Raw genomic sequence first — 21,887 nt, forward strand, 5'->3', positions numbered from 1 at the left:
AGCTAAACCAAATCAATCTAGTGGTTTTATAAACTTGTTTCAATTTCAAAACATTCAAGTTACTTTGAATAATTTAGTTAATAACAACAAAGTGTTAAATTGCGTCCACACTTGCGTTTGGTGTACTGCTTTCACGCCTCTGTTTTAAAGAGTGGTGACAGATTTCAGACCAACTCTTTGTCGTCAACATATCGATCCATTGATCAGAGTACTTGTTCATCAAGTAGGCAACGTTCCTTTTGGCCTGTTGCTCTTTATTTTCGATGTCTTTCTCATGAGGGTAATGAATTGTCAAAAGCGATTGATCTAAAACAAATTTACAACCTTGGTGAAAGAGTCGATAACCTAGGTCAACATCTTCCCCACCCCAAGCACAAAAGTTTTCGTCATAACCACCTGCGCGTGCCACATCACACCGTGACACGCTGATACAACTTGTCCAAAAGATCACCCACGGCGCATTAAAAAGCGCTAAATCGTAATCAAACTCAGCAAAGAATCGCCCTCTACAATCCATTAATTGATGATTTTTTGAGAACAATTCAAACACTTTACTTATCTCGTTTTCTGCCACAGTCGATTTAATGAGATCGCACTCACTCAACTCCACAGCCTCAATACCATAAGACATGCCAATTAGTACTAAGTTGTTTGTTTTATTGTGACTATCGAGGTGACTAGCCAATAGCATTGGGTGGGCAATCATGCCACAATCTAAAAACAGTACGACATCAAAACATGCTCTAGACAGCCCTTTATTCCTAGCTTTAGCCACCTGAAACCCCTCATCTTGCTGGAATATGTAGTGGATGGTGGCTGCACTTTTATATCCTTCAACCATCTCACCTGTACCGTCACTTGAACCGTCATCCACAATGATCACTTCATAATTTTTAGTGTCTAGCATCTGATTGCTGAGTGAGTCTAAGGTCCTTTTTAGTAATTCTCGGCGGTTATAAGTTGGGATAATCACCGATATACCTGTTCCTCTTTTTATAGCGCCAATATGATTTTTATTCATTTTTGTACCTGTCACTCCTTTAGCCAATAACAAAACCGATCTTTAAACGACGTAAACAAACATATATTTTGGCACTTTACCCACCACCACTTTCATATGATGAGATGGCGCGTCGCCACCCCCTGCAGGTCAAAAGGAATAACAGCAAGGGAGCCAAAACACCCCAAATCATTTCTACTAAGCTTAACTGCCCCATAATCGCCAGAGGCGAAAAGTTAGTGATCAAAAAAATGGGGAAAAACACAGTGCCTATTATTTGTATGGGTGATGGAAAAATACGATGAGGTAAATTATTGAAGTCCCATAAAGCCCATATCAGGCTATGAAACGCGGAAATATTGTGTAGCTTGAATGCTAATAACAGTGGTAATGTAAATACACAGTACATGGTGATGATCCCAAGCACTGCATACAACAAATATAGCCCGACATGGAGTAAATCAAATGCGATACCTGATGCGTACCACCCATATCCCACCAGTCCAAGTCCAACGATAACATTAGGTATTACCATCCAAGTCTCAACATATTTTAGCGTCGCTAAAAATTGTGCCGATACCGGTTTGGTCAGTATGAGATCAAACTCCCCTTCAATAACTTGCCTATCAAATGCCATGATATTGAACTGCAACATTGCAACAAAGAAGACGGTCATCAAAATAAATGTGCCGATAAATAAATATAAGCTTTGAGGTGCAAACCCTGAGATATGCACACCGGTATCATGAATGATATAGGCATAAAGCAACTTAACACCTAAATATCCAATCTCGACAAGTAGCCCAAGTACGATATTTACTCGATACTCCAATTGACGCATGGCGTTGAGCTTAATTAGTAGCGCATAAATTTTTAAATGCTTCAGAAACTGCCGCCACATAGCTAGCCTCCTAATGCGAGATAGGAGCGACTGCCTCGTCGCCATACAATGATGGACAACAGCAATAAAGCGGTGATCCAGAACAATTGCAAGACTAAACCTGACAGCACTTGCTGAATACTCAGAACACCAGTAAGCGTTTGTAATGGGAAATATATAAGGTATTGAAATGGGAGTAAGCTAAGATAGTATTCGAGCGACGCGCCAAAGACGCTAAGTGGTACCACTCCCCCAGACAGCACCAGGCTGATTACTCGAACAGACTCAAACAGAGCCCAAACCTCATGGAGCCAAAATGCGGTCAGACTCAGCAAATAAAAAAGCATAAATTGTAAAAAAAAAGCCCCCATAGCTGAGAGTAAAAATAGTGCGACATGGGCCACTTCAATCGATAACGCCCAGTATGTTGTAGCAACCCACAGAGCAACCGCCATCACTATTAGAGTTGCCACAAAGTAGCCCAAATTAGTACCAACAAATACACTCAGCCGGTAACCAAAATACGATAATGGCTGTACGATAAAACGGTTTAAACCACCACTTTTAATGTCTTCTGCCATTTCATACTCAAACCCTGTGCGCAGGGCTTGCGCCATCAATGCAGCCAGAACTACATAACTGAGCATGTCGTAATAAGACAAGCCATATAACTCGTCTGCTTGGGTATAAGTGTAAATTGATTGCCACAACATCCACTGCAAAACGATAGGGAACGCCGCCGCCAGTATAGTTACTAGATAATTGACGCGATAAGTCAACGCTTTTTGCAACCCCATACCCAATAACCACATGTACTTATTCACGCTACCTGTCCTTGAAGCTGGTACAAGCGTTCTAAACTGTCTTCAAGAGGAGGCGCGGTTATTCGCACATCCTTCACCATGATATCTTTGAGTAATTGCTGTAATACCTCATTCGCGACACCATCACTCACTTCGAGTTCGGCGCGATGAATTTCATTACTGATCACTTTGCCATACCGATTGAGATGATCAGAACGTAGTGCCGATTCACTTTCGATATGGATCCGCCGCAATCCACCCAAGCTATCTTGTAGATTTGCAATGCAATCATCAAAAATTAGTTGGCCATTTTGAATAACTAATACCCGCTCACACAGCGCTGATATATCTGCCATATTATGACTTGTGAGCAAAATTGTGAGATTGTCTTCCTTTACAAGCTGTTGTAAGAATCGCATCACCGCACGCTGTGATAAAAAGTCCAAGCCAATGGTCGGCTCATCTAAAAACAATAATTCAGGCCCATGCAGCAAAGCGGCAATCAGCTCCATTTTCATTCGCTCTCCCAAAGACAAGCGACGAACTTGAATGTCCAACAAATGAGAAACACCTAAAACTTCTGACAAACGAGTCAGGCGCTGCCTAAAAAGTGACGTTGGAATTTCATAAATACGCTGACATAGGGCAAAGCTATCTATGGCTGGTAAATCTGGCCACAGCTGATGCTTTTGCCCCATTAAAATGGAGAATCGCTTTTTAAATTGATCTTCTCTATCGCTAGGAGTATGACCCAAAACCTTCACCTTCCCTGTTGTTGGGTGCAAAATCCCAGAGAGCATTTTCATCGTTGTCGTTTTACCTGCCCCATTGGTTCCCAAAAAAGCAACGACCTGTCCTCTTTCGATATTAAATGAAACATCTTTTACCGCTTCTTTGAACTCAACTTGCCGCTGCCATAAGTTTTTGAACGACGCGGTTAGCCCCTGAGGTTTACGATAGAACTTGAAAGTTTTACTCAGTCCTTCGACTTCAATTACATTCACAATTTTCCCCTAGCGTTTATTCGGGTCGGCATAGTAACGCGCACATGAGCCGCAGATAGGAAACAACCCGCCTTCACCTCTCAATCCTCTGCGCAATTGCTGCATCCTGTGACCACGCCAAATTTCCTGCACTGATTGCTCATTCACATTACCGATAGAGTAGTCATAGAACGTATGGCAAGGCGTTACATCGCCATTGGCTGCCACTTCCATGTAAATCCATGGAAAATGACATTTATCTCGGCGATCATCTAGATTCTGATAATCTTTATTGAAGTAAGCTCGGTAGTTGTTCGCAGATATTGTCTTAGGGTAACAGACAAAGTAAATGCCACGTTTTTGGCACTCCCTTTCCACCCAAGCGATTTGTGATTCAATCGCCTTAAAGTCCATCATCGAAAATTGATGTAATGGAGCCACCATGCCCTCAGCACAAGCGGTGTCAGGTACATCGAATAAGCGCTTAAACAAACGACGATGCTGTTCGTGCTCGTCCTCAGTAGCAAAAGTCTGAAATTCAATACTAATATGATCCACTTTATCTAAATCGAGGCATTGCTCAAAAAAGCCTTGGATATAAAGATGTGTAAGTGGCGTAACGATAAATGTATAGCCAATCTTCGGCTCTTTTAAACCACGACTTTCACGGAGCTCAAAAAGAGTTTCCACGCCCTCTTGAACACTTTCGTAGACACCTTCACCACGCTGCTCATCGTTAATGTGCTTAGGACCATCCAAAGATACCCAAATCCGATTTGGTGCCGACTCCAAAAGCTTTTCGGCTTTTCGCTTTAAAAACATGCCATTGGTGGGAATATCCACGCGCGCGCCGCCCCTACGAATTCGATGAACCACCTCATCAAACCACGGGTACATCATAGGTTCCCCGCCAAATAAGGCGAAATACGGCTTTACGGGTAAGCATTCATCGATCACTCTAAACACGACGTCTTTTTCCAGCCTGTCGAGCTTTTTACCATGATAAGCACCGTTCTCGCCCCACTCATAACACATTTTGCAACGCAAGTTGCACGCATCTGTGAGCTGCAATGTCACCCAAAGGGGCAATTGATTTTGTAGTATGTTCGTCATGTTTTTCACCCAGTGCTATACAACAGAGTGCATTTAGAACAAACAGGCATCAAGCCACACTTAACCTTGTCTCTAAATGCATTAAATGCACGCCCTTGCCAAATATCTTTAAGTGGCAGAGCTTGAAGATTACCCACCTCTAACTCTGGGAAAAACTTACAACTGGATACAGTGCCACCGGGCAATACATCGATACGGTGCGTAATCGCGGCGCAGTTACGTTTCCCTTCAGCTGGTATCGTTCCTCCCAAAACAAATGGTTCCACTTCTTCCATACTGAGGTCGGGATGAAAGCGCACTCGGCAAGGCCAAGTACGCTCAGTTATTTCGGCGAGCTCGCGCTTCAGAGCCGCGATATTTTTTGGCGCAATTTTGTGGGTATAGCCATGCCAGCTGGATTTACTGAAGTCATGTATGTATTTGGCTCTGTATGGCAAGTGCGTTTGCACCCAAGTATCCATTTGCTCAGCCACCTGCTCTGGCATATACCAAGGGAATACGATGTAGATACTGTCTATCCCCAAGTCAGAGAAATACTCAATAAAGTCTGCTAACTTGCCAACAACGGCATCATGTAAAGTCAGGCAAATAGAAACCTTGCCATGATATTCGCCGCTTTTTCGCAGTTGTAACAAGGTGGAGATCCCTCTTACGACTTTCTCAAATACACCTTTCCCTCGGATCGCATCATTTTCAACTTCTAGGCCATCTAGACTCACCAACATGGCCAACTGCTTTGACACTTTCAATAAATGCGGCAGGTGTTTTTTAATTAACATGCCGTTTGTGCAGATAGTCAGCCACCTGGGATATTGCGTGAACAACTCAGCAAGCTCAGCCATTTTGGTATACATGAGCGGCTCGCCACCCCAAAGGTAAAATGCACTTTGACTGGACTCAGTTTGTTTAAGCAATTTTTCGATCAGGCCAATATCAACTTCATCGCGAACCTGCTGCTTTTCCATATGATGATGATAGCCATCATCATTCCATTCGAAACAATGTGCGCAACGTAAGTTACAGGTGTTATTCATTTTAATGCCGACTTGATCTGGCACTTCTTCCGACTTAAAGACACCGCTGTCATTTTGTCGCTTCAAACGTGAAATATTCTTTGCCCGCAGCTTGAGTCTGGCAAACTCTTCACGGGTAATTTTTTGCTCAGTCGCAGGTCTCATTGGATACTCCAAAAATTGGTGAAACTGCAGAATGGTTCAGTAAGTTGTTATGTAATTCTTTCAACACATCAAACGAGTACCCACTGTCTTGCCACTGTTCAAAAGTCACTGCAAATCCCAGTGACAACCAAGTATTGGCATTTTGTTTTTCATACTCCCCAAACGCGGGTAACAGCACTAAAGGTGTCGCAAGGTTGATACTATCCAGTAGACTCGCCCCACCCGGTTTGGTAATGATGGCGGGCGCACTTCGGGCTAATTGCTCAAAGTCGATGTTAGACGGAGGTTCATTTGAATTTGCCTCTGGTAAAACCGTAAGGTCGGGTAGTTTGTCGAGATTTTCCCACGGATGATAGTTGTGATCGGTTATTAATATGCGCTGATATATTGATGAAACGAGGGCTGTATCCGCAGGTAAAATCATGTTGCTATAGATAGCCTCACGATTAAACAATGCATTCAACGTCGCCAAATCACCCATTTGCCAGCCACCACCATGACCAAGCACCCTTGAAGATCGTGACTGCCAATCAAGTGGCTTCTCAACCGGATATAAAGTGAAAACACTGTTGCGGTTATTTTGGTATAAATAAATATCGTTGACCGATGCCTGCACTGCCTGACTATGCGTTTTGGCATGCAACCAAGAACTGGATGGCACCGCATCCATATGGATCGCATCTATTCTTTTTGTAGGTGAGTATCCTGCAGTCATCACCGCCAGCGCAGAGATCCAAAACCCACTAAATACAATACAGCGCGTAAACTTCTCTTGTTGCCAAATGTGCATCATCGTGTCGAACTTATCGGGATCGATAATGCTTGTTAGGTCTATTCCACCTTGTTCTACTACTTTTTGTAGTAACATTGCTTTTCGAAAGCTTGCTCGACAGTGGGCACGCGTTTGCTGATGTTTGTGTACAGCATACTCATCGAATAACTGCTCTATGCAGTACAGATGAGTCGCCGCTCCTTGTGAACGCAAATAGGCTCTCAATCTAAACGCAGGGGCAAAAGAACCCAATCCACTGGATGCCGTTAAGATGAGTACGTTTTCTCCACGCCAACTACTCATAGCAGAGATGCTCCAACTTCAGACAAACACGCACTCAAAGCTTTGCGGTAACACTCACTGTTTTGAGCGCTACACTCAAGCTGCACCCAGCGTCCTTTCGATAAATTTGAGTTTGTCGGTAATAACAGGCTCGCAGCAGTTAAAGGCACAATCCCATCTTCAGAGTTAAACAATGCGCCTCGCTTGGACAACTTGCTCAGTATGTCTTCAAGCTGTAATGCTGACTGATATTGCACATCGTATTGACGCAACCGGATATCCTCATTCAATGACAGCTTTTGTTGCCATCGCATCGCGATACTGCCCATAGATTCGCGTGCATTCACCTCAATGACTGGATAAATAGTGCCATCTTTAAGTATTGCAGAGTCAACACATACAGGCCCAAAGTAACCATGCTTAAATAGCGCAGATAGTAGTAATCGCACTTGCTCAAAATATTGAGACTGCTCAATGGTGTGCATCAATGCATTGCAACAGAGGTCAATACCAGCAAATCTAAACCCCGTATTAACCACTTGGCACAAACCAAGAAACCGAATCTCTCCGTTACTATCGATGCGCCACTGACTGGAAAAGTCTATTTCAATATCTAGCCAAGGCTGAGCAATCAAGCCTCCATGTTTGCCATTGTCAATTTGCTTGCGAAAGTGGCGTAGCAACCGCTCAGTGATGCGTGATTCTTTAACTAAATACGCGCCCCTACCTGATACACCAAATGCTTCTTTCAATACATATGGATAATCTAGTTTTTGAAGCTTGTGCAGATCATTCTGTTGTTCAATTACCATTCCTGAACAAGGGATCTCCAACTGTTGGCACAGCTGCGTAATCGTCGACTTACTATTGGCAAATTGAATGGCATTAAGATCTGGAAGTGTCTGCTCACTTGCAGCAGGCGCAATGGGCAAATATGCATATGACGTCTGAAGATGCGAAGACAAAAGCTCATTAACCGCAGAAAAATGGCTGCGTGGCCCTAAAGACTGAGCTATTGATGAGAATACATCTGGCCAAGATGGTTTGTTTTCTGCCAGCCATGCTTCAGTACTTTTAAACACCGATTGGGTTCGATAACTCCCTCCCAAACTGACATGGTATTCATGTAGCACTTGGCATTTAGGTAGCATTGTCAGCGCAACATCTTGACTCCTGGCCGGCACAAAAATTTCGTCCAGCAAGGCTAAGTGCAATGCGCTTTTGGCGCCCATAGGCGAAGGCAGTGATAAATTGTTTGCACAGTTCCAGCTCGCTTCTGGATCTAAGTGCGCCCAATACACGTGAGCCGGCACAACTTATGCCTCTGTTGCACTGTGAGAGCGAATATATTCAACCAAGCGCTTAGCCGAGGTTAAATTATCAAAATCAAAAGTATCAAAATCGACCTCGATATCAAATTGACTCTCTAGCTCCAGCATAAAGTCAACGATATCGAGAGAATCAATACCAAAGTCTTCAATAAAGTTACTTTGCTCTGTTACTTGTCCAGCAAGGTTGGGATCATTTTTTATATTGCACAGTAACTCATTAATTTCGGAAAAATAATTTACTTTTTGCGCTTCCATTGTTTTTTCTATTTTGGGTAGACTATTTAATAGACTTAAACGACTACTGCGCAATTTTCAATCAAAAATATCACATGTAAAACACATTGTTTACAATAATGAAACTTGGGTAAGTTTATTACTTGCTAAAACGGGTACTTATGAAATATAAGCCAATAAAAACTGCGAAAATAACAATAAAAAAATTAAGGTTATTTCTTTATTTTATTAGTAAATATGGCTTGTCGGATTCAACCTATATGGTAACCACCATCAATACGCAGTGTATCTCCCGTGTGATAACTTCCTGCGCCTGACATCAAATAAACAACAGCCCCGACCATTTCTTCGGCAGACGCCCAACGCTTTAACGGCACTCTTAACCTCTTTATTGACTCAAATTGCCGTTTATCTTGCTTAATGTCTGTGTTCATCTCGGTATCAACCCAGCCAGGCATTATGCAATTTACGTTGATCTTGTATGGCGCCAACTCAATAGCCAATGCCCGACATAAACCTTCAATGCCAGCTTTTGCACTGCTGTAATCGGTGAAGAGGGCATTTCCATGTAGTGCGGCGAGACTAGAAATAGCTATAAGACGTCCTTCTCCTTGTGCTTTAAGTGGTTTAATGGCTGCTTGAAAAGTATTCATTGTCCCTTCTAAATTGGTATTGAATGCTGCACGCCAAGCCATTGCATCCACCTCATCCAGCGCACAACCTGCACCGCGAACACCGGCATTAGCGATGCAACCATACAAACCACCCGCCCACTCCTGAGCCTGCTCAAATGCACGAGATACACTTTTTGTACAGGTCACATCACAGCTCACGGCTAGGACTCGCTCCCTCTCAGGAGAAATAGCTTCACATGCTTGCTGGCTACGAGTGTGATCTCTTGCCGCTATTATGACTCGAGCACCAAACTGATGAAGGCCTTTCGCTAAAGCAAAGCCAATACCTCGGTTTCCCCCCGTCACAATGACGGCCTTGTTATCTAGATCAAATAATTTCATTTCCTTCGAGATCCTTATAGTCGCAGTTTTGCTTTATTAATTCACAGATCACGCTATTGAGAAAGTGAGAAAATGTATTTTAGAGGCCTTGTTGAGCACAAGTATGTAGAAAAGCTGAGGAGATGTTAAACAATACAATACGTCAAAGTTAGGGGACAAAAGTACGGCGGTGAACAACCCATTCTACCGCCGCCTGACACATTAAAGTGCACTACCCACCAAACAAGCCCTTAAACTTGTCTTTCAACTTATCTTTGATAGTGTCTTTTGCTTTATCTTTTGCCGCACTGCTGAAATCAAGGCTGGTTTCAACTTGATGAAATGGCCCTTTAATACGTGCAGGAACTTTAAATCCAGTACTGGTATCATGGCTGCTTTGACCCTCTATCGTGTCCACAATACCTGTCACTAAACGATAATCAACAAAGGTTTTGGGGAGGTCCACAGTGCCCGAACCCGTAACACGGATCAAGGGACTCGCCAATAACAGATCGTTATTTTTACCAACCCCTTGGTTAAAGCTAAAGCTGCCAGTTAGTGCAGAAAAATCTGTTTTTTGCTCCGGATCAAAATCAGCATTGATACCCTCTGATAAACCTGAAAAGTTTCCTTTAAGCATTTCTTGGCCTTTACGTACCATCTCAGCTAAGTTTACGCCTTTTACACCACCGTCTTTAAATTCAAATGCTAATTTGCCACCTAGCTGCGAAACAAACTGCTTCTGGCTCACTCCGAGTGTAGTCAGGTTCCAATTGATACTGCCCTTACCTAACACTTTATCAAAATCGACGGCATCAGTGAGTAGCGGTTCAGCATTGATCGCTTTAAGTGCAAAGTTTGTTTCAATTACATAGGGCTTTGTAGCCGCATTGACTGCTATCGCGCCGCGCCCACTGCCTTCATAAGCTTTAAATTTATCCAGTGAGATCCGCGCTTTACCCTGATCCAATTGAACAGATAACTGGTTTTCACCCAATGTAATTTTACGTGCTTTTAACCCCGTTGAACGGACTTTCAAGTTCGCATCAAGCTGATTCAGTGCAGATAAATCAATTTCCGTATCATCCCAAACGATAGGTTGAGCCGGTGTATTTTCTTGTTCGGTGGGCACCTCTTCAGCCACCTTCACAGGCTCTGGTAAATAAGGGTTCAGGTCGAGCATGCCCAAATCAACATCTGCACTAACCGACATGCGTTCCTTCAAATGAACACTCGCGCTGCCTTCTATCTTCAACGCATCCAGCTCTGCGCTAAATCGACTCAAAGTAAATACACTATCAGCAAATTGCATCGCGCCATTTATTTTGAATTGATTGAATGCATTGTCTTTCGCATCTAATGAAATGCTTTGCCATGTAGTGAGTGCTTTCACCGAGTCGCCTGAGACCATTAACTCACCTTTAAAGCGTTTAGCCTGCTCAACTATCTCACCGTTAAAGTCTAAATTAACTAACTCATTTCTCAGTTTTTTGGAAAATTTGAAGTCTTCGCTTTGTATGGCTTTCGCAGGGTCATCTACTGCCAACTCTAATTCGAAACGCTGTGCGTGATAGCTGATCGCTCCGTGGATCGTCAAAGGCTGATATAGTGAGGGCAGCATCACGCTCAAATCCAAATCATTTACTTTTTTCTCGGTGTTAGTCTGCGCGTCTTTATAGGTAACAGAGCCACCGTATATGGCTACTTCCCCCAGAGAAATATCGAATCCAGCGGGTAGTTGCGTGGCGCCACTTTGCTGCTCACTCTCACCAGGCGGTTTGTCTGCCTCCGGTGCAGTTGGGAAAAGTTGCCAGTTCGGTTGCCCTTTGGTGTCTACCTCTAGTAACACTTGCGGGTTGTTTATCACAAAACGTTCAAGCTTAAATTCACCAGACAACAGCGATAGCCACGGAATATGTACAGCCAATTGCTCCATTGTTAGCATGTTTGGTTGACTGCCTGTTGGCATATTTGCGAATTCCACTTGATTCAACGTGATATTAAGCTCAGGGAAAACAGATAACTCGCTGTCTCCTGAGATAGTGAGCGTTCGCCCTGTTGTTTTTTCTACTTGCGATGTTATTTGCGAGACAATTGTCTCTGTTGGGATTAGTAACGGAGCGAGTATTAACAACGCTACGATTAACACCACAACACCTATAACACCTTTCACTATTGCCTTCATCGACAGTCCTTCCACTGAAATAAACCTCTATGCATTATCATAGCGAGGTGAATAAAAAACCACAAAAAAGTCGTAAATTCCTGTTTGATTTCACCGCCGCGCTAGGGTTACTGCATGTCTCCCTAAATTGGTATGCCTTTATAAAAAAATTAAGAATCGGAATAAAACAATCAAGCTTACTTGTGCCGAGGCGAATTCACACAAAAAGAACAGTAAAAGCGCATTGCAACTGAGCTAGATCTAGGTATGATCCTCGCCCTTGTCAGTTTAATGATCCATTCGCTAAACTGCACAGTCTAGATTTTAACTTAACGTTGGAGAGTCCCCGCAGCATGAAAAAGTTGCTCATATCACCGTCAAATATGGCTTTGGGCGAACAAGAAAGTCAGATTTATCAAAATATTTTAAAGCAATCTACTGAGATCAGTCTCAATCTGATGGCTGTAAAGGTAGAAAATCACCCAGAAGATTTTCTGGGCTGGTGTTATGAATTACTTGATGTAGCAAAAAACCGTATTAATTTTGATTTACTAGATGACCACCAGCTACCAACTGTAAAAAAACTGCAGGATATGTTGATATCTGCAATCAGCTTTTTGCAGGTTAAAACGCTGAGAATTGCTCCTTGGCCTGTTGTCAGTGAGTTCATCGCCGAGCGCAAAGAGCACCTTGCGTTAGAAGAGCAACTCAAGCTTATGGAATACATAAGCACACTGCGCGAAACCCCGCTACAGGAAATGATTGTTGAAGATCGCCTAGCATTCGTTGGCAAGCATACAGCCAATCACGATGTCAGCGTTTACCAATTTGATGTTGAATGGTTTGCTTCTACCAAGAGCGCCAAAGGGTTTCATCAACAATTCGCTGACTTACCTGCTGAATTTGATCAGGCTTTAGGGCATATTCCTCTTGACGGTACGGTAAGTGAATCAGACTATCAAGCATTTATGATCGCTTACCTTAGTGCATTTAACGCCAGTGATGAAAAACCAACCTTAGCGCCGGCAACACGTTTATTGGCAATGCGCCGCCCAGACGTATTTACGCCGATAGTAAACAACCGCTCAGATGCATTGTGCCAAGCTTTAGGTATTACGCGCTTAAATAATCGAGATTTTGAAAGGTACTGGACAGATATCGTTCAAACCATTACAAGAATGCCATGGTGTGCAATGGCAACAGCTACAAATGATTTAGAAACAGAGCTGGTTAAGATTAAAGCGCTGATCCCAACGTTTTTCTATTATGTTGATAAATACACACCCACCTCATCAAATTATTACAAATTACTGCATAAACCAAAGCGCACAAGCACCGCGTCTGGCAGTAGGTCTGTCAAACGAAGTAAAGAATCTGCAGCGACGCTTGTTGATAGAGCACTCAGTAATGAGAATACTCCAGAACACATCAAAGCAAAACGTGATTCGATTATCGCGGAAGTGGAAAAAGGCCGAAGCGTTGATGAAACCATTCAATTAATGCGCACAATCTTTGGCTAATTAACTCAGATAGCCTGCATAAAAACAGTGCAGGTTATCTAAATCCGCACCACCTAAGTGCAGCTTTTTGCTGTCACGTCCTTGCACCTCACCACACCCTGCTATAATTATCGTTTTCAATTTCAATCAGATATTAAAATTCTCACGCAGCTTTTTTGTACTGGCGTAAAGATTGCGTTTGCAAGGGACTGTTGACTTTTATGCTGCATCTAAAAGTTCAATGGCTCTAAGTTCAAATTACAAATTTTTCTGTGCCACATAGGAACCATTATGACAAATAAAGCTTCACTAATTGCTTGCACCTGTTTAGCCATTTTAAATTTTGATGTATTCGCAGCCAGCGGCCACAGTGTGACCGCTAATGTAGCTGCCAGTTCCAACTATTTTTGGCGAGGTCTCACACAGTCTGACGATAGCGCGGCTGTTTCTGGTGGGATTGATTACAGTAACGACTCTGGCTTTTACATTGGAACATGGGCATCGAATGTCGATTTTGGCGACGCCGCAAGCACAAGCTACGAATTAGACCTGTACTTAGGTTTTAGCGGTGAGATCCAAAAAGTACGCTACGATATTGGCTATATATATTACGCTTACCCAGATGCCGCTGGAGATACAGATTTTGGAGAAGTATATGCTTCATTCGGCTGGCGCAATGTTGATTTCAAAGTGAGCTATTTAACCCATGCCCAAAATGACAGTAGCACAGAAGAAGAAATGCTCTATATTGAGCTCAATGCCAGCTTTCCCGTATTTAAAGATTCTGAACTCGAATTTCATATCGGCAACTCAAGTGGTGATACCGTTATGGAGTGGACTGGCGAAGATGATAGTTATATGGACTACAGAGTCAGTTTAAGTAAAGACGGTTATACCTTCGGTCTTGTGAAGACAGACTTAGATGCAGATGATGATGTTAAGGTGTACGTCAGCTACGCCCTAGACTTTGATTTATAAAACTAAGTTGCTGCAATATCAAAGGGCCAAAAGGCCCTTTTTCATGGTTATAGCTTAACGCCAATTGTTGCGCTCACTTGTTTCGCTGACGCAACGGCAGAATCAACGCTCTCAGCACGGGCAAGTGAGACCCCCATTCGGCGGGTGCCCTGCACTTCTGGTTTACCAAAAAGACGCACATCCGTATTAGGCACGGATAACGCCTCTGCTATATGCGTAAATTGTACTTCTCTCGAGCTCCCTTCTACCAAAATAACACTCGAAGCCGATGGGCCATTAAAGTGAATATTTGGGATCGGCAATCCAAGTATGGCGCGTGCATGCAACGCAAACTCACTTAAATGTTGTGAGATCAAAGTCACCATCCCTGTATCATGTGGCCTTGGCGACACTTCGCTAAAATACACTTCGTCTCCCTTGATGAAAAGTTCGACCCCAAATAACCCGCGTCCACCTAACGCGTCGGTTATCTTACGCGCAATTTCTTGGCTAAGTTTCAAAGCGGTTTCACTCATGGCCTGTGGTTGCCAGCTTTGTTGATAGTCACCATTTGCCTGCACATGGCCAATTGGTTCGCAGAAGCTCGTGCCATTAACATGGCGAATGGTCAAAAGGGTGATTTCATAGTCAAAGTCGACAAACCCTTCAACAATCACTCTGCCTTGGCCCGCTCGTCCCCCTTGTTGTGCATACTCCCAAGCCGATTCAATATCTGCATCATACTTAACCACACTTTGTCCTTTACCTGATGAGCTCATAATAGGCTTCACAACACAAGGCATCCCAATTTTATTGATGGCCGCTCTAAAGTCAGACAAATTATCAACAAATTGATAAGGAGAAGTCGCTAAGCCTAATTCTTCTGCAGCCAAACGGCGGATCCCTTCTCGGTTCATTGTTAACTGCGTAGCTTTGGCCGTCGGTACCACAGTAAACCCTTGTGCTTCCAATTCCACTAGCTTGCTGGTCGCAATCGCTTCTATCTCAGGCACGATGTAATCGGGTTGCTCTTGTTGGATGATCTCTGCAAGTCTTTCGCCGTCAAGCATAGATAAGGTATAACTGCGATCCGCTACTTGCATAGCCGGGGCATGTTCATATCTATCTAATACCACAACCTCCGCACCAAGGCGTTTAAATTCAATCACGGTTTCTTTGCCCAGCTCGCCGCCACCGCAAAATAATATTTTACAAGCCGCCTTGCTAAAAGGTGTCCCCAGCAATTTTGTTTTCATAACTTTTCCTGATAAACGTAATCTCACACCAACATAGCCTACTTGCAGCCTATACCGTCAGTCCAGCACTATTAACGATACTCAGGGGAATGTATATCAGGATTGATTAACCACCCTGCTGCAATATATATTGCCACCCCCTAATTGCAGCTTGAGTTCGTCACCAATGCTTAAAGCACCAACCCCCTCAGGGGTTCCGGTCATCACAATATCTCCCGGATAGAGGGTAAAAAACTGGGCAATGCTGGTGAGTAAACTCGCCATGCTGAAAATCATGTACTTACTGTCCCCGCGTTGCTTTAACGTACCATTTTGCCAAAATTGATATGTTAAACCTGCTTCAAGTGTATCCATATTCACTGGGATAAAAGGTGTAATGCAGCCACTGCCGTCAAATGCTTTGGCCGTTTCCCAAGGGTGACCTTTTTGTTTCAGCTCAGTTTGTAAATCTCGCAGTGTGAGATCAAGTCCTAGCCCCACTCCCGCAATGTGTCTCAGGGGCGCAGTGCAGCTACTGTCAATCTTGCTGCCTACTAACAATATCAACTCAGCCTCATAGTGATGTTCACCTAAGCTTAAATTGATAGCTGTCTCAGGACCGAAATCGCATAGCGCACTGTTAGGTTTTATAAATAATAACGGTGCATTCGGCACTGGGTTGTTGAGCTCTTTGGCATGAGCGACATAGTTACGGCCAACACAAACTGCCTTGCCTACAGGCAATACCATTTCCACGTCAGACTGCCACTTATGATGGTACATATTACACTCCTTAAAACGCTCGGACTATCTGTATATTATTATAAAAACAATTAAAAACAGAATGTTATCCATTCATACTGACTATACATCCCATTTATCACGTGGCGTGACCCAAATACATAAGTAAAGTTTTTTTGCCACTATTTGCACTGTTAAATGTTAATAAAGGCGCTGCAAAAGTTGAAAGCTTTATAATCACAAGTTATAAAAAGCGCTATGCAAGTAACTAGGAATCACAACCATGAAAGCCCATGACAATATCCCTTTGACAGATTTTGTTGAATATACTCCAGAGGAAATGCAACAGCGCGCTGACGACAACTTAGCACTGATGAAGCGACGCCACACAGTCCGTAGTTTCAGCGACAGACCGGTCCCTAAAGAGGTTATCGAGGCCTGTATTAAAACTGCCGGCTTAGCACCGAGTGGTGCAAACCACCAGCCTTGGCATTTTGTCGCAATTCATAGCAGCGATGTGAAGAAGCAAATTCGAGAGGCAGCTGAGCAATTAGAGCGTTCTTTTTATGAAGGCCGAGCTGGTGATGAATGGTTAGATGCCCTGAAACCTCTTGGCACTGATGCTGAAAAACCTTATTTAGAGCACGCACCTTGGTTAATCGCCATTTTTACTCAGAAAAAGGGGGGGATCCATACCGAGGACAAAAATACGAACTACTATGTGCATGAATCAGTTGGAATCGCCACTGGGTTTTTAATTCAATCTTTGCACAATGCGGGATTAGCAACACTTACACATACCCCCAAGCCCATGAGTTTTTTAACCGAAATATGTCAGCGCGACAAAGACAATGAACGTCCTTATATGTTGTTGATTGCCGGATACCCTGCTGAGGACGCAACAGTACCAGAGCACGCGTTAGTTAAAAAAACACTTGAAGAAATTGCATCCTTCATTTGATATAAATGACCCAAATGAGATATTGGCTTAAATGGCCAATATCTCACCGTCACTCAATCCCGATATCACCATAACTTTTTCATCATAACTTGAGCCTAAGCGTATTAACCTACGAGACTTCACACCACTCTCAATCACATCGACCATAGTGAGCTGTCCTGCATGCTTCACCAGTTTACGAGGGATCAGTACCCTTCTAACTCGTTGCGCTGGTAAGTAAACTTCAGCATACATGCCAGGCTTGATACCCGCTGGAGTCACAACATCTAGCTTAATTAAAAATTGCCTCGCTAAATTATCTGCAACAGGCACTATCTCACTAATTTTGCCACTCAGGGTACGTTCTGAAGCACCGATTCTTACGGACAACTCAGCCCCTACTTGTAGTTTTCCAACCAAACTAGCCCCGACGGATGCTGTAATTTGCAAACTTGCAGGATTAAACAAGTTTAATACTGGTGTACCTGGTGTAACCATGTCACCAGGTTCAACTAGACGCTCTACCACTACGCCGGAAATAGGTGCCACGATTTGCGTATAGCCCAACGCAACCTTTGCGCCTTTAAGTTGCTCCATTAATGCCGTACGCTTTGCGCTTAATTCATCCACACTGCTTTGCCAATTATCCACCAGATCTCTGGCCACCAAGCCCCTATCTAATAGAGCACTTACTCGGTTTAATTGCTTTTGTGCTTGCGCTAATTGAACCTCATTTGCCTCGCTTTGCGCGCTAACTTGCTTTACAGTGGCTTGCAACTGTTCATCCGCTAAGTTTGCAATGACTTGACCTTGTTTAACGGCTTGCCCTGCACGCACTTCTATAGTTTTAATCTGTGCCAAAATACGACTCGCCACACGCGTATTTTCTTGTGCAGAGACGTTGGCACTAATAGTATCTTGCAGTTCAATAGCTTGCGCTGTGACCAAATAACGCTCCCCCGTATGTAGTTGAGATGGACGCAAATTTATGGGGCTGAGTTTATCCTCAAAGGCACCTGTAAAAATAGCGAGTGTCAAAACCAAAGTGCACATTGCAGCAATGGCCACCATTTTTTTATGAACCATCGGCATACTTTATCTCCTCTTTAGCTTCGTCGTTAAACACCAAGTAATACACAATCGGCACTACCACCAAAGACAATAGTGTCGATGCCAAGGTGCCAAAAATAATCGCCAGTGCCAAGCCACTAAATACGGGGTCGAATATGATAACGATATTACCCAGCATTGTGGTTCCAGCAGTCAGTAACACCGGCCTCATTCTCACCTCACCAGCACGGTATAGCGCTTCTTTAATCGCTACCCCTTGCGTCCTTAATTGATTGACAAACTCAATCAAGATCAGGCTATTTCGCACAACAATACCTGCAAGCGCGATCATACCTATCATAGCAGTTGCGCTAAACAGCACAGGATCTGGTGCACCAGCAATACTGCGCTCGCCAAATTGATTCAATAGCCAAAACCCTGGCATAATGCCAACCATAGTCAGCGGGATGGATGACATAATAATCCCTGCCAGCGCGCTCGAATCGGTTTGCAAGCGTAAAATTAAAAAGATTGCGCAAAGGGCAAAAGCGAATGCTATCCCCATATCACGAAACACATCCACGGTAATACGCCACTCACCCTCTCCCGAGAAGGTGTAAGAGGTACCTTTTGGCATGCGCCACTCAATGCCTGCACCACTGCTCAAAAATGTGCGCTCAAACCAATCTTTGGCATGAGTTTGAGCACGCCCTTCATCACTCACAACATCTGCAATGACGGCAGCTGGTACTCGACCATTCAATTCAGCAGTGACGTAAATCACTTCAGCCAAATCTTTTCTGTATATTGGTTGTTGTGCAGCTCTTTGTTGCCACTGCCCAAGCTCATAAATAGGTACCAGTGGACGAGCGGCTTCTTCCAATGCCCTGTTCGCCGATGTCTTAGCTAGCTCATAGCGACCACGCACTTGGAGTGCGTTCAATTCAGACCATTGATTACGATCAACATAGGACATCTGTAGTTCAATCGTTAATGGCTCAGCTTCATAAGGCACATGCAGCAAGCCCGCCTCAACACCTGCGCTGGCTATCTGTAGTGTGTGGTTCACATCCTGCGTACCAATACCTGACAATGCTGCCTTGCGCTTGTCCAAGACAAAGCGATGCACTTGAGATTGTGCAGCGATACTCGTGTCTACATCTATCACATGAGCTTCTTGGCGCAGGCGCTGAGCTAGCGTCCTTGCAGCCTGTTGATGTAAGGACTTATCGGCAAAAATATCTTCTTTATACACTTCAGCAACTAAGGTAGACATCACGGGGGGTCCAGGTGGTACTTCCACCACTTTGATATGAATCCCTTCTTGTATCGCAGATGCAAGTATTTCTCTCATCCGTAAAACAACGGCATGAGATTGATGTTCACGAAGGTTTTTATCAATCAGTAGCACTCTGATATCAGCTAAATGACTGCCATGACGTTGGTAGTAGCCCCGCACCAAACCATTAAAATCCATGCTAGATGGTGACCCCACATAGGCAGCAGCCGAACGGACCTCTGGTAACTGCCAGAGTTTATTTTGTACCTTTTGTGCAACACTTGCTGTGTATTCGAGACTACTCCCCTCTGGTAAGTCAATCAGTACCTGCACCTCATTTTTGTTATCAAAGGGCAGTAACTTTAAAGGTACTGCACGCATAAGAGGTAGGCTAACACTTATTATAAAAGCACCGAGTACCAACCATAAAAGCCACTTCGCTTGTCGAGGATTGGTTAATAACGCGGCCAACAAACGGCGATAAGTACTCGTATCAACCCGTGGAACCAAATCTTCTGCGGAACTCTTACCACTGAGTAGCTTCATTGCCAACCAAGGTGTAACAAAAAGCGCAACCAATGTTGATACCACAACACTCAAGGGGATGTTAAATGCCATAGGTGCCATATACGGCCCCATCATGCCCGTGATAAACCCGAGCGGAATAAAGGCCACAACAATGGTTAAAGTAGAGATCAACAGCGGTGTTTTCACCTCTAGCATAGCCAGTGTCACAACCCTCGGCTTGTTCCCTCTGCGGCTTACAAAGCGGGTAATATTATCCATCCCTGTGATCGGGTCATCGACCAGCAGACCCAGAGCTAATATCAGCGCAAACAACGTCACTCGATTAATGGTATAACCAAAAAAATATCCAACAATCAGTGTGATGCCATAACAAATCGGAATTGCTAACCCCACAACAATCGCAGGGCGCCAACCCAAAAATATGCCAACAAAAATAATCACACTGAGCACCGCGAATGCTAAACTAGCGGTGAGATTATCCACTTTAGCATCGGCTGTTTGGCCATAATTCCGTAACACTTTATAACTTACACCTTCAGGCAATAAATGCGATTCGAGCTGCGCCATTCGTGCCAAGACTTGTTGTGATACTGTGACCGCATTACTACCCCGTTGCTTAGCTACACTGATAGTCACCATGGGCAAGTTTTCACTACTCCTACTTTGTGACAACCATTGATATCGAGTCGGTTCACTCGGACCATCTTTAACAGTTGCTACATCCGTTAGGTAAATTTGTTTTCCATTGATAACATTGACCACAAGCATTTTAAGCTCAGCTTCACTGCGCAGCACATCACCCGTTTGCAATTGCCACTGGGTTTTACCCGCAACAAACGATCCCACTTGCTGCAATTGGTTGGCATATTGAATCGCATTGAACACATCTAAGGGGGTGGTGTGATGAGCAGCCAATGCTGTGGCGTCTAGTTCAATTTGTACCTGCCGTGTGCGACCCGCCAGTACTTTTACTTCATTGGTGTTGGTGATGGTTTGAAGCTGAGTTGACACCTCTTGTGCTATGCGTGTTAACTCATAATCACTATAACGTGCGGGATCTTCACTGAAGATACCCAACATGAGAATGGCAACGTCATCTACTTCAACTGGCTTGATTTGCCAATTTGACACTACATTTGCCTTGCTATCTTCATTGGCATAAAGCTTGGTATAGGTATTAAGAATAGCGCGCTCTCTGTCCTCACCAACTTCAAAACGCAATGTTACTGTCGTTTTGCCAGTTACAGTGGTGGAGTACACATGCTCTACTTCTGGAATTTGCATCAGCAGCTTTTCCAAAGGCTCAGTCACGAGTCTTGTCACCTCAGGTGCATCAACATTAGGCACCTCCACATGAACATCTAAAATAGGTACGGCGATTTGCGGCTCTTCTTCTCTGGCTGTGTATTGCAGCGCGAATAACCCCAGCATAAAACTGGCAAGTAAAATATAAAGCGGCACTCTGCTTAACAATATACGCCGACTAACGGATACAAACATCACTGTCCCTCACAGATTAAACTTGGCAAAACAACTCGTACAATTTTTCAAGTATTGCTGCGACATTTTCATCAACCACTCGATAGTATATTGTTTGACCTTCACGTCGCGTTGCGACTACTTCTGCCTTTCTGAGCCCAGCTAAGTGTTGTGATAATGCTGATTGCGCGAGAGGGATTTGCCTATTCAACTCAGTGACACTCATTTCTGACTGTTGTAAACAACATAAGATCATCAAGCGATTTTTATTGGCCATAATTTTCAGTAGCGCTTCTGCTTTGGCCGCATTGCTTGCCATGTCTTGTGGGATCATTTGAATACTCTTTGCAATTAATATGGTAGCGAGTATATATATTTACATTAGAAATATCTAATATTAGAAATATCTAATGTAAGTATCGGTGTATATTAAAGTGCTTACTT

19 protein-coding genes are annotated in these 21,887 nt (G+C 43.7%); 3 read left to right on the forward strand and 16 right to left on the reverse strand.

What is annotated here, in order from left to right; all coding sequences use genetic code 11:
• Positions 1-94: 94 nt before the first annotated feature.
• From N482_RS01005 to N482_RS01055, 11 genes are all read right to left on the reverse strand, one after another.
• The gene (locus N482_RS01005) at positions 95-1,021 is read right to left on the reverse strand and encodes a glycosyltransferase (protein WP_063375317.1); all 927 of its coding nucleotides are present in this window, start codon (positions 1,019-1,021) and stop codon (positions 95-97) included.
• Between the two features lie 76 nt (positions 1,022-1,097).
• Positions 1,098-1,901 carry an ABC transporter permease gene (locus N482_RS01010; RefSeq protein ID WP_196763565.1) on the reverse strand — a complete coding sequence of 268 codons (804 nt, stop codon included), beginning with the start codon at positions 1,899-1,901 and terminating at the stop codon, positions 1,098-1,100.
• A gap of 2 nt (positions 1,902-1,903) precedes the next feature.
• Positions 1,904-2,704, reverse strand: a complete 801-nt coding sequence (locus tag N482_RS01015) for an ABC transporter permease (RefSeq protein ID WP_081227617.1) — start codon at positions 2,702-2,704, stop codon at positions 1,904-1,906.
• Positions 2,701-3,687 (reverse strand): ABC transporter ATP-binding protein, encoded by a 987-nt coding sequence (locus tag N482_RS01020; protein ID WP_063375318.1) that lies wholly within the window; start codon positions 3,685-3,687, stop codon positions 2,701-2,703. Before N482_RS01020 ends, N482_RS01015 begins: the two co-directional genes overlap by 4 nt.
• A 9-nt stretch (positions 3,688-3,696) precedes the next feature.
• Positions 3,697-4,779 (reverse strand): radical SAM protein, encoded by a 1,083-nt coding sequence (locus N482_RS01025; RefSeq protein WP_081227621.1) that lies wholly within the window; start codon positions 4,777-4,779, stop codon positions 3,697-3,699.
• A gap of 5 nt (positions 4,780-4,784) precedes the next feature.
• Complete coding sequence (locus N482_RS01030; RefSeq protein ID WP_063375319.1) at positions 4,785-5,957, reverse strand: radical SAM protein; 1,173 nt, start codon at positions 5,955-5,957, stop codon at positions 4,785-4,787.
• Positions 5,941-7,032 carry a hypothetical protein gene (locus N482_RS01035; RefSeq protein ID WP_063375320.1) on the reverse strand — a complete coding sequence of 364 codons (1,092 nt, stop codon included), beginning with the start codon at positions 7,030-7,032 and terminating at the stop codon, positions 5,941-5,943. Before N482_RS01035 ends, N482_RS01030 begins: the two co-directional genes overlap by 17 nt.
• Positions 7,029-8,324 (reverse strand): ATP-grasp domain-containing protein, encoded by a 1,296-nt coding sequence (locus tag N482_RS01040; RefSeq protein ID WP_063375321.1) that lies wholly within the window; start codon positions 8,322-8,324, stop codon positions 7,029-7,031. Before N482_RS01040 ends, N482_RS01035 begins: the two co-directional genes overlap by 4 nt.
• Positions 8,325-8,327: 3 nt before the next feature.
• The gene (locus N482_RS01045) at positions 8,328-8,597 is read right to left on the reverse strand and encodes a phosphopantetheine-binding protein (RefSeq protein ID WP_063375322.1); all 270 of its coding nucleotides are present in this window, start codon (positions 8,595-8,597) and stop codon (positions 8,328-8,330) included.
• 230 nt (positions 8,598-8,827) lie between these two features.
• Positions 8,828-9,592: an SDR family NAD(P)-dependent oxidoreductase gene (locus N482_RS01050; RefSeq protein WP_063375323.1), complete on the reverse strand. Its 765-nt coding sequence runs from the start codon at positions 9,590-9,592 to the stop codon at positions 8,828-8,830.
• Positions 9,593-9,803: 211 nt separating this feature from the next.
• Positions 9,804-11,756 (reverse strand): AsmA family protein, encoded by a 1,953-nt coding sequence (locus tag N482_RS01055; RefSeq protein WP_063375324.1) that lies wholly within the window; start codon positions 11,754-11,756, stop codon positions 9,804-9,806.
• Between the two features lie 332 nt (positions 11,757-12,088).
• Here N482_RS01055 and N482_RS01060 point away from each other — a divergent pair, with 332 nt between their 5' ends.
• Together N482_RS01060 and N482_RS01065 are read left to right on the forward strand one after the other, a co-directional pair.
• Entirely contained in the window at positions 12,089-13,255 is a 1,167-nt protein-coding gene (locus tag N482_RS01060; protein WP_063375325.1) for a hypothetical protein, read from the forward strand.
• Between the two features lie 270 nt (positions 13,256-13,525).
• Positions 13,526-14,212 (forward strand): TorF family putative porin, encoded by a 687-nt coding sequence (locus N482_RS01065; protein WP_063375326.1) that lies wholly within the window; start codon positions 13,526-13,528, stop codon positions 14,210-14,212.
• A gap of 47 nt (positions 14,213-14,259) precedes the next feature.
• Here the strand turns inward: N482_RS01065 and purT are convergent, their stop codons facing one another.
• Positions 14,260-15,447: a formate-dependent phosphoribosylglycinamide formyltransferase gene (gene purT, locus N482_RS01070; protein WP_063375327.1), complete on the reverse strand. Its 1,188-nt coding sequence runs from the start codon at positions 15,445-15,447 to the stop codon at positions 14,260-14,262.
• A gap of 96 nt (positions 15,448-15,543) precedes the next feature.
• A complete protein-coding gene (locus N482_RS01075; protein WP_063375328.1) occupies positions 15,544-16,209 on the reverse strand; it encodes a fumarylacetoacetate hydrolase family protein in 666 nt (221 codons plus the stop codon).
• Between the two features lie 241 nt (positions 16,210-16,450).
• On the opposite strand from N482_RS01075, the gene N482_RS01080 reads away from it, so the two are divergent.
• Complete coding sequence (locus tag N482_RS01080; RefSeq protein ID WP_063375329.1) at positions 16,451-17,128, forward strand: nitroreductase family protein; 678 nt, start codon at positions 16,451-16,453, stop codon at positions 17,126-17,128.
• Positions 17,129-17,155: 27 nt separating this feature from the next.
• On the opposite strand, the gene N482_RS01085 is transcribed toward N482_RS01080, so the two are convergent.
• Genes N482_RS01085 through N482_RS01095 form a run of 3 tightly spaced genes read right to left on the reverse strand, consistent with a single transcriptional unit; the run spans position 17,156 to position 21,777 of the window.
• Positions 17,156-18,199, reverse strand: a complete 1,044-nt coding sequence (locus tag N482_RS01085; RefSeq protein WP_081227623.1) for an efflux RND transporter periplasmic adaptor subunit — start codon at positions 18,197-18,199, stop codon at positions 17,156-17,158.
• Entirely contained in the window at positions 18,183-21,464 is a 3,282-nt protein-coding gene (locus N482_RS01090; protein ID WP_063375330.1) for an efflux RND transporter permease subunit, read from the reverse strand. The genes N482_RS01085 and N482_RS01090 overlap by 17 nt, the downstream gene beginning before the upstream one ends.
• A 16-nt stretch (positions 21,465-21,480) precedes the next feature.
• Positions 21,481-21,777 carry an ArsR/SmtB family transcription factor gene (locus N482_RS01095; protein ID WP_063375331.1) on the reverse strand — a complete coding sequence of 99 codons (297 nt, stop codon included), beginning with the start codon at positions 21,775-21,777 and terminating at the stop codon, positions 21,481-21,483.
• Positions 21,778-21,887: the final 110 nt, after the last annotated feature.

The organism is Pseudoalteromonas luteoviolacea NCIMB 1942 (assembly GCF_001625595.1).
Classification (GTDB): domain Bacteria; phylum Pseudomonadota; class Gammaproteobacteria; order Enterobacterales; family Alteromonadaceae; genus Pseudoalteromonas; species Pseudoalteromonas luteoviolacea_A.

Excerpts from the sequence above, each read along its gene's own strand:
- N482_RS01075 (WP_063375328.1), bottom strand. The coding sequence starts at position 16,209 with ATGTACCATCATAAGTGGCAGTCTGACGTGGAAATGGTATTGCCTGTA.
- N482_RS01085 (WP_081227623.1), bottom strand. The coding sequence starts at position 18,199 with ATGCCGATGGTTCATAAAAAAATGGTGGCCATTGCTGCAATGTGCACT.
- N482_RS01050 (WP_063375323.1), bottom strand. The coding sequence starts at position 9,592 with ATGAAATTATTTGATCTAGATAACAAGGCCGTCATTGTGACGGGGGGA.
- N482_RS01060 (WP_063375325.1), top strand. The coding sequence starts at position 12,089 with ATGAAAAAGTTGCTCATATCACCGTCAAATATGGCTTTGGGCGAACAA.
- N482_RS01090 (WP_063375330.1), bottom strand. The coding sequence starts at position 21,464 with ATGTTTGTATCCGTTAGTCGGCGTATATTGTTAAGCAGAGTGCCGCTT.
- N482_RS01035 (WP_063375320.1), bottom strand. The coding sequence starts at position 7,032 with ATGAGTAGTTGGCGTGGAGAAAACGTACTCATCTTAACGGCATCCAGT.
- N482_RS01080 (WP_063375329.1), top strand. The coding sequence starts at position 16,451 with ATGAAAGCCCATGACAATATCCCTTTGACAGATTTTGTTGAATATACT.
- N482_RS01005 (WP_063375317.1), bottom strand. The coding sequence starts at position 1,021 with ATGAATAAAAATCATATTGGCGCTATAAAAAGAGGAACAGGTATATCG.
- purT (WP_063375327.1), bottom strand. The coding sequence starts at position 15,447 with ATGAAAACAAAATTGCTGGGGACACCTTTTAGCAAGGCGGCTTGTAAA.
- N482_RS01025 (WP_081227621.1), bottom strand. The coding sequence starts at position 4,779 with ATGACGAACATACTACAAAATCAATTGCCCCTTTGGGTGACATTGCAG.
- N482_RS01065 (WP_063375326.1), top strand. The coding sequence starts at position 13,526 with ATGACAAATAAAGCTTCACTAATTGCTTGCACCTGTTTAGCCATTTTA.
- N482_RS01095 (WP_063375331.1), bottom strand. The coding sequence starts at position 21,777 with ATGATCCCACAAGACATGGCAAGCAATGCGGCCAAAGCAGAAGCGCTA.
- N482_RS01030 (WP_063375319.1), bottom strand. The coding sequence starts at position 5,957 with ATGAGACCTGCGACTGAGCAAAAAATTACCCGTGAAGAGTTTGCCAGA.
- N482_RS01055 (WP_063375324.1), bottom strand. The coding sequence starts at position 11,756 with ATGAAGGCAATAGTGAAAGGTGTTATAGGTGTTGTGGTGTTAATCGTA.
- N482_RS01045 (WP_063375322.1), bottom strand. The coding sequence starts at position 8,597 with ATGGAAGCGCAAAAAGTAAATTATTTTTCCGAAATTAATGAGTTACTG.
- N482_RS01010 (WP_196763565.1), bottom strand. The coding sequence starts at position 1,901 with ATGTGGCGGCAGTTTCTGAAGCATTTAAAAATTTATGCGCTACTAATT.